The following is a 7,113-nucleotide window of genomic DNA, read 5'->3' on the forward strand; positions in this document are numbered from 1 at the left end:
GTAGGTGACGATCTCCATGTCCCGGTGGGGATGGGGATCGAATCCCCGCCCGGGCTGAATCACGTCGTCGTTGAAGACCCGCAGGGGGCCCCAGTTCATGTTGGCCGGATCGTAGTAATCATCGAAGGAGAAGTGCCAGGAGGTGGACAGCCACCCCATGTCCGCGTGGTGCCGGTCTTTGGACTTGATCACCGTGATCATCGTCCTCTCTCCCGCGGCACGGCGCCGCCCGGAGGCATCCCGCCATGCCCCCGGATATAGTCGCTGGAATGCAGCCTGTCGAGAGGATTTTTGGGGAGCCGGACATCGAGGCTCCCCGAGGCGGGCACCGACAGGGGTTGCCGGATCGGCCCCGCCCTGGAGGGCGGGCCGGCGGAGGCCGCCCGGCCTCAGGGAATCGAGCTGGGGGCCTCGCCGATCTGGACCGTGAGGGTCTCGCGCCGGCCGTCCCGCAGCACGGCCAGCGGTATCGCTCGGCCGGGCGCGAGGCCTGCGACAATCTGCTGGAGGTCCCGGGGTTCGCGCACCGGCTTCCCGTCCACCTCGACCACCACGTCTCCGGGCTTGACGCCGCCCCGGGCCGCGGGCTCGTCGGGGCGCACCTCGCGAACGAGGGCGCCGCCCTCCAGGGGCGCGCCGGGGGCGGCGACCGCGGGCTCCTCCTCGATGTCGCTGATGGTCACGCCGAGCCATCCCCAGGTCATCTTGCCCTGGGCCGCCAGGACCGGCGCCACCGCCTGCACCACCCGCGACGGGATGGCGAAGCCGATGCTCCCGCGGCTGGTGGCCGCGGAGTTCACGCCGACCACCTCGCCGGCCATATTCACCAGGGGCCCACCGCTGTTGCCTGGGTTCACCGCGGCGTCCGTCTGGATGAACTGGAAGCCCGGGCCCGCCGCGCTCGACCGGGCCGGCTTCCGGCTGACGATGCCGAGGGTTACGCTCTCCTCGAGGCCGAAGGGGTTGCCGAGGGCCATCACCAGCTCGCCGACCTGCAGGGCGTCGGAGTCCCCCAGCCGCATCACCGGGAGGTCCGCGACGCCGTCCACCTTGAGGACGGCCAGGTCCGTGCGGGCGTCCGACCCGAGCACCCGGGCCGCGAGCCGCCTCCCGTCGTGCAAGCGCACCTCGACGCCTCGGGCGCCCTGCACCACGTGATGGTTCGTGATCACGTGCCCCTCGGGTGAGACGAGGAAGCCGGAGCCGATGCCGCGCCGCGGCCCCCGCCCGTCCGGCGCCTCCCCGCCGTCGGGCGGCCCCGCCGGACGCCCCCGCCCCCGCACCTGCACCAGGGCCGGGCGGAGCGAATCCGCCAGGCGCACCAGGGGCCGACTGATCCGGGCCAGCTCGGGGTCTGGCGTGCCCGGAGCTGGCGGCAGCGTCAGGGTGAGGGGAGGCGCCTCCTGACCGAGCGCCGGCGCGGGGGTGGCGGCGGGGCCGGTCACGAGGAGCAGGACACCACATACGATCCCGGGGACTCGCCCGATCCGCATCACCTTCCTCCTCGATGGAAGCGGAGGTCGCCGCGCCGCCGCCCTATTGAGGCGCCGGGGCGGCGGCGCCCCGCCGGCTCTCTTCGAACAGCACCTTGAGCCTCGCCTGCTGCTCCGGGCTCAGGGCGTCCCGCAGCTCCCGGATCGCCCGGACGCGCACCCGCAGCAGGTCCGTCTTCAGCCGGCCGATCTCCTGCACCAGGGCCTCGATGGCCTGCGGGCTCCCCGCCGGCTCCTCGAGGCGGCGCGCCAGCTCGCCGGCCTGGCGGTAGAGCGCCCGCGTGAGGGCGCCCGTCTCCTCCGCGAACCGGCCCCGGAGCGCCAGGACCCGCTGGTGCTGGGCCTCGGTGAGGTCGAGCTCGGCGAGGACGCGGTCGAACCGCAGGCCGACCCCGTCCCCGCCGGCCCGGGCCGCGGGGGCGGCCGCCGCCAGGCCGGCGGTGACGAGCAGGCCCACGGCGAGAGAGCGGATCGTCATGGCTCCTCCCCCCGGTCCGCCCCGCCGCTGCCGCGGGCGACCAGGACCAGCTCGATCGAGGGGGAGAGCGGGAGGGGCTCTTCCTCGATCAAATGCGTCGTCGTGAGGGACGCGAGAGACTCGCGGGGCGGACCGGGCGCGGAGGTCAGGTAAAGGGAGGCCCCCAGGGCGGCCAGGAGCGCGGCCGTCGCCGCGACCGGCGCCCACCGGCGGGCGGTGGCCGGCCGCCAGCGGAGCCGGGCGCGCTCCGGCGCTGCGCCGCCGATTTCCTCGCGCAGCCGAGTCCACCCGTCCTCCGCAGGGACCGAGCGCGGCAGCGAGCGGAGCGCTCCCCGGAGACGCCCGAGGTCCTGCAGGCGGGCCGCGCAGCGCGGACAGCGGCCCAGGTGGCGCTCGACGGCCAGCCGCTCCCCCGGCGCCAGTTCCCCGTCCAGGTAGGCCGAGAGGCGGCGGGACGCCAAAAGGTGCATCATGGCGCGTTCCCCTCCCACTCGCGCAGGGCCACCCGCAAGGCCTCCCGGCCCCGCGCGATGCGGGACCGCACCGTCCCCACCGGCACGGCGAGGGCCGCCGCGATCTCCTGGTAGGAGAGCCCCTCCACGTCGCGCAGGATGACGCACGCGCGGTAGGCCGGGTCCAGCCTCGCCAGGGCCGCGCGCACATCGGCCCCAGGCCCGTCGGCCGCCGGGCGGGTCGTGAGCGTCACCCGCTCCGGGCCTGCCCCGTTGCCGTTCCCGAGGACGCGCCGACGCCCCTCCCGGCGCAGGCGCTCGAAGCACACGTTCACGGCCAGCCGGTACAGCCAGGTGCCGAAACGGGCCTCGAACCGGAATGATGGGAGGGCGCGCCAGGCCGTCAGGAAGATCTCCTGGGTCGCCTCATCCGCGTCGGCCCGGTTCCCCAGCAGGTGGAGCGCCAGCGTGTGCATCGTCCTCTTGAACCGCTCGTACACGGGTGCGAATGCGTCCCGGTCGCCTTCCTGACACCGGATGAGGAGGTCCCGCGGGATATCGCTCACGGCTACCTGGAGAACGCCACGGCCCGGAACGGGTCCCGGGACCGCCGACCGCGCCTGTGAAGCCGTCTCGTGCACGTTTAGATGGCGCCACGCCCCCGAAAGGTTCCCGGCCGCATCGCCTCACCCGGCGAATGTCGCGGCCCCACCGCCTGCCCGCCCGGCCCCGAAGTAGGCCGCGAGCCGCTCCCGCAGGGCGAGGCGGGCCCGGTGCAGCCGGGACTTGACCGCCAGGAGGGTGGTGCCGAGGATCTCCGCCACCTCCTGGTTGCTCAGTCCCTCGATGTCCCGGAGGACCACGACCGCCTGATCGTCCGGGGACAGGGTCACGATGGCCTGCTCCAGCACCGACCGGCGCTCGGCGGCGAGGAGTTCGGCCTCCGGGTAGGCCGACCAGTCCGCCACCGCCTGGGCGAATTGGCCGTCCTCCCGGAAGGCCGGCCCCTCCATCCCGCCGGCGAGGGGGACGACGGGCCGGCGGCGCCGGAGCTTCATGAGAGCCGCGTTGCTCGCGATGCGGTACAGCCAGGTCCTGAAGGAGGCCCGGTCCTCGAAATCCCTGAGTTTCCGGTAGACCGCGAGGAAGACGTCCTGGGTGACCTCCTCCGCGTCCTGGGGGTTGCGGGTAAGATGCATGGCCAGACGGTAGACCTTCCCCTGGTAGCGCTGCAGGAGCCCGCCGAAGGCCTCCTCGTCCCCGGCCCTGACGCGGTCCACCAGCACCGCATCCGGCAGCGTGGCCACCTGGAGATGCTCGCCCACCTCCCCTACTCTCGGACGAAGGTGAGGTCAGCCTCGAGCTGGAGGTCGTTGGCCACCTTCAGGAAGAGGAGCTGGGGGATTTGCATCCCGTGGTTCGTGAACGTGGTCCCGAACTTCGCCCGGACCTTCAGGTTATCGGCCGTGAACCCGAAGCGCTTCTGTTGCTCCACCTGGGCGGGGGTGAGGGTGAGGTAGGTCGCCCGAACGGCCGCCTCGGTTTCAACGGGCCGGCCCTTGATGGTGAGGGTCCCTTTGGCGGTCCCCTCCCGCTCCTGCCCGGGGGCGAGGGGTCCGGGGAGGGTGACCCTGGTGAGGGTGAAAACGGCGTACCGGTTCTGCTCCCCCCCCTCCACGTCCAGGTAGTCCTTCCCCCGCATGTCCGCATCCCGCTTCTCCACCCCGCTCCGCAGGGCGCTGAGATCCACCCGGATGGTTCCTCGGGCGGTGGTGGGATCCGCCGGGTCCACCGTGAGGCGTCCCTCCACGGCCGGGCCCGCCGTGGTGCCCACGATGGTCTCCAGGGGGGCGTCGCTCTTGAAGGTCGCCCGGGAGTAGGTGGGGAGGAGCTTGAAGGTGAGGGGAGCGGCCTCCCCCAGGGCGGGGAGGGTGAGGCCGAGGAGCAGGGCGATCAGGGAATGGTTGATGCGAGAATACATGGAGCCTCCTCGAATGAAGAGAGCGGGTGGAACAAAAGAGGCGGATCGCGCGAGAAGACGTGCGCAAACGCACCCCGGCGCTCCTGTTCCGTCATAGGAATAAACACCCGACCGCGGCCTCCCGTTCCCGGCGGGCAGGGATCGGGCCTCGCTCGATCAGAAGTACGCCAGCAGCCGGCCACAGGAGATAACGCCGGTCCAGAAGAGGAGCGACAGGACGGCGGCCGCCTTGGCCGCGGCCGGCGACTCCACATCCCGGTTCCAGGCCTCGACCGACCGGAAGACGCCCCGGTGGAAGGCCGCCGCGTTGAGCCCGGCGGCCGCAATCAGGGCGAGCTTCAGCCGGAACACCGGGCTCGCGGCCAGCTCGGTCGCGTGGGCCGTGAACATCAGCAGGCCCGAGGGGACGACCAGCGCGACGCTCGCGCGGGCCCAGCGGAGGAGGTGCCGGGCCATGTCGGCGACGGCCAGGCGCCGGGAGAGGCCGAGCAGCCGGACGTCGAACATGACGGCCGCGCCGACGAGGACGACGAAGCCGGCGATGTGCACGATCTCGACGATGGGATAGAGCCAGAGCCATTGTCGCATCGCCTCGGCCAGGGCGGTCCGTTCCAGCCAGACCAGCCAGGCCGGACCAACCGGCTCGTGAATCACCGGAGTTCCACGGTCTTGCCGTTGATTGTGATCCGCTCCGCCCGCATCTCGTCGGGCTCGGTCCGGTGCGGGTAGCCGACCACCCGCGCCGCCGTCCCGACCTTCAGCATCTCCCGTGTGACCCCCCGCCGCTCCATCCGGGACGGGGGCGCAAGGACAACCACCCAGGCCTTCTCGGGAGCCTCGAGCCTGAGGTACGCGTGCGGGTGCTCGTACCCGGCCTCGCGAATGACCCCGGTTAAATCCAGGGGCCGGCTGCTGTCGTACCCGCTCCAGCCGTGATGCGCCCCGACCGCCGCCGCGGTGGCCAACAGGGCGACCGCGATCGCCAGCGCGCCTGCCCTCCGCGTCAACATCCGGAACCTCCTTCGCGCAGGATCCCCACCATGTCTCCCGGTCCCCTCCCCGCCGCCCGCGGCGCTAAAGCAATGCCCCGGGGACTGCCACCGCGCCGTTCCCTACATTAGACGGGACCATGCCCCTGGAAAGTTCCCGGCGGCGAAGGGCGGCTATCCGGCGGAAATCAGCAGAATTCAACGATCGCGGCATCCGGGTGGCGAAGCAGGAACCCGGTCCCGTCATGGTCAATCACGGCCCCGTCCAGGCCGGCGGCGCACTGGCTGTCCAGCCAGATCGGCACCCCCCGGTCCTCCTGGACCTCATGGTGGTCCATCGGGTCGTCCGTGAAGGTGACCCGGAACCCCGCCCCGCCGCAGCCGTAGGCGAAGGCGATCTGCACGCCGAGGTTTGGCTTGCCGAGGCGCTCGCGCTCCTCCTTGAACGCCTGAAGGCCTGCCTCCGAGAACCGGATCATCCCGCTCCCTCCTGCCCGAAGCGCGCCACCACCTGCAGATGGTAGGTCTGCGGGGAGGAGTCCAGGGGCTGGACCGCCTCCAGGGTGTAGCCCCGTTCGCGGAGGCGTCCGACATCCCGCGCGAAGGTGCTCACGTCGCTGGAGATGTAGAGGAGGCGGGGCGGCGCCAGCGCCACCGCCCCCTCCAGCGCCTGCCGGGAGAGACCGGGTTCCTGCGGCTCGAGGACCACCAGGTCCCAGGCCTGCCGGGCCTCCGCCGTCTCCAGGAACGCCTCCGCCGTCCCCTCCCAGATCCGGGCCTGACGGCAGCCGTTCGCCCGGACGTTGTGCCGGGCGTCGGCCACGGCGGCCCCCTCCGCCTCCACACCCACGATCGAGGCGGCCCGCTGGCCCAGCGGCACCGCGATGGTCCCCGCGCCGCAGGACAGGTCCAGGACCCGCTCGGCCCCCGTGGGTCCCGCCAGGGCAAGCACCTCGGCGACGAGGGCTGTCGCTGCCGCCCCCGAGACCGGGAACGACGCCCCCGGCGTCACCCGCAGCCGCACCTCCCCCATCTGCTCCGTCACCGCCTCCTCCCCGAGCCGCGCCCGCCGCCGCCGCCCCTCTGCCGTCTCCTCCTGAACGCTCAACCCCACGAGGCCCGGGGCGGCAGCGGCCAGGCTCTCGAAGAGGGGACGCAGCGGCGGCACCCGCCCGCCAGGCGGCAGGAGGAAGGTACAGAGGAGCTGCCCCGTCGCTTCACTGCCCTGGAGGTGGACTTCCCGCAGCCCCGGGAAGGCCTGGAGCAACTCCGGCCCCAGCGCGCGCAGCCCGGCCAGCACCTGGTTCAGCGGGGGTGCCAGGAGGGGGCAGGCCTCCAGGTCCTCCACCTGCCGCGAGGTGGCCCGCCGATACCCGAGGTGGAAGCGATCCTTGACGCGGGCCACGGAAAACCGGGCCCGCCACTGGTATCCCAGGGGAGGGACGGGGACGCGCAACGGCCGGACCGGCGCGTCAGCGATTCGGGCGCCCCGCTGCAGATGCTCCCGCAGGATCCGCTCCTTCCAATGCTGCTGGGCGCTCTCCGTGAGATGCAGCCACTGGCAGCCGCCGCAGACCGTGAAGTGGGGGCAGGGGGCCCCGCGTCGGTCGGAGGAAGGGGTGACCACCTCGAGGAGCTCGCCGCGCCGGTAGTCCTGCCGCTCCTCGACGATCCGGACCCGGACGACCTCTCCCGGCGCGGCGAAGGGAACGAAGACGGC

Annotated in this window: 11 protein-coding genes; all 11 read right to left on the reverse strand. The window is 72.8% G+C overall.

Annotated features, from left to right (window positions below; all coding sequences use genetic code 11):
• The coding region (locus VGT06_13415; GenBank protein ID HEV8664120.1) for a pirin family protein at window positions 1–201 on the reverse strand (201 nt) is incomplete at its 3' end.
• Window positions 202–389: 188 nt separating this feature from the next.
• Entirely contained in the window at window positions 390–1,493 is a 1,104-nt protein-coding gene (locus VGT06_13420; protein ID HEV8664121.1) for a trypsin-like peptidase domain-containing protein, read from the reverse strand.
• Window positions 1,494–1,536: 43 nt separating this feature from the next.
• Window positions 1,537–1,971 (reverse strand): periplasmic heavy metal sensor, encoded by a 435-nt coding sequence (locus tag VGT06_13425; protein HEV8664122.1) that lies wholly within the window; start codon window positions 1,969–1,971, stop codon window positions 1,537–1,539.
• Entirely contained in the window at window positions 1,968–2,444 is a 477-nt protein-coding gene (locus tag VGT06_13430) for a zf-HC2 domain-containing protein (protein HEV8664123.1), read from the reverse strand. The genes VGT06_13425 and VGT06_13430 overlap by 4 nt, the downstream gene beginning before the upstream one ends.
• A complete protein-coding gene (locus VGT06_13435; GenBank protein ID HEV8664124.1) occupies window positions 2,441–2,989 on the reverse strand; it encodes a sigma-70 family RNA polymerase sigma factor in 549 nt (182 codons plus the stop codon). The genes VGT06_13430 and VGT06_13435 overlap by 4 nt, the downstream gene beginning before the upstream one ends.
• A gap of 120 nt (window positions 2,990–3,109) precedes the next feature.
• Window positions 3,110–3,748 (reverse strand): sigma-70 family RNA polymerase sigma factor, encoded by a 639-nt coding sequence (locus VGT06_13440; GenBank protein HEV8664125.1) that lies wholly within the window; start codon window positions 3,746–3,748, stop codon window positions 3,110–3,112.
• Between the two features lie 5 nt (window positions 3,749–3,753).
• The gene (locus VGT06_13445; GenBank protein HEV8664126.1) at window positions 3,754–4,404 is read right to left on the reverse strand and encodes a YceI family protein; all 651 of its coding nucleotides are present in this window, start codon (window positions 4,402–4,404) and stop codon (window positions 3,754–3,756) included.
• 156 nt (window positions 4,405–4,560) lie between these two features.
• Window positions 4,561–5,058, reverse strand: a complete 498-nt coding sequence (locus VGT06_13450; GenBank protein HEV8664127.1) for a hypothetical protein — start codon at window positions 5,056–5,058, stop codon at window positions 4,561–4,563.
• Window positions 5,055–5,414, reverse strand: a complete 360-nt coding sequence (locus VGT06_13455; protein ID HEV8664128.1) for a DUF6152 family protein — start codon at window positions 5,412–5,414, stop codon at window positions 5,055–5,057. Before VGT06_13455 ends, VGT06_13450 begins: the two co-directional genes overlap by 4 nt.
• 167 nt (window positions 5,415–5,581) lie before the next feature.
• A complete protein-coding gene (locus VGT06_13460) occupies window positions 5,582–5,872 on the reverse strand; it encodes a hypothetical protein (GenBank protein HEV8664129.1) in 291 nt (96 codons plus the stop codon).
• On the reverse strand, window positions 5,869–7,113 hold a 1,245-nt coding region (rlmD, locus tag VGT06_13465; GenBank protein HEV8664130.1), incomplete at its 5' end, for a 23S rRNA (uracil(1939)-C(5))-methyltransferase RlmD. The genes VGT06_13460 and rlmD, both read right to left, overlap by 4 nt.

Origin of the sequence: Candidatus Methylomirabilis sp., assembly GCA_036000645.1 — a bacterium.
Classification (GTDB): Bacteria; Methylomirabilota; Methylomirabilia; order Methylomirabilales; family JACPAU01; genus JACPAU01.